At 61.4% G+C, this 316-nt stretch carries 1 pseudogene; it reads right to left on the reverse strand.

The window, feature by feature from the left end:
* Nucleotides 1-224 (reverse strand): annotated as a pseudogene (locus tag RMT89_RS42025) (hypothetical protein); the annotation flags it as partial.
* Nucleotides 225-316: the final 92 nt, after the last annotated feature.

Genomic DNA, 316 nt, shown 5'->3' on the forward strand with positions numbered 1-316 from the left:
GCCACTCCGTTATCGTCCGTCTCAATCGACAGCAGCACGTCATGCTTGCCACGGATCGCCGCATCCAGAGAGTCCAGCCGATCCTTTGCCCGGCATGCCTCTTCCAGTTGCACCAACTGCTCCGGCGTCAGCTCGAACGCGTCCGCCACGCCACTCCACAAAGCACGCCCGCCATCCGCCATTGAGGCTGGACACGGGGCCGGGATATAGGGCTCGTCAGACATGCTCAACACCTCCAGCGTCGCGCCGATATGCATCTGGTGGTATCGCGCCACCAGAGAGAATGGTTTTCAGGTCCTGTAGACTGCGAGACACC

Source organism: Streptomyces sp. P17 (genome assembly GCF_032436805.1).
Taxonomy (GTDB): domain Bacteria; phylum Actinomycetota; class Actinomycetes; order Streptomycetales; family Streptomycetaceae; genus Streptomyces.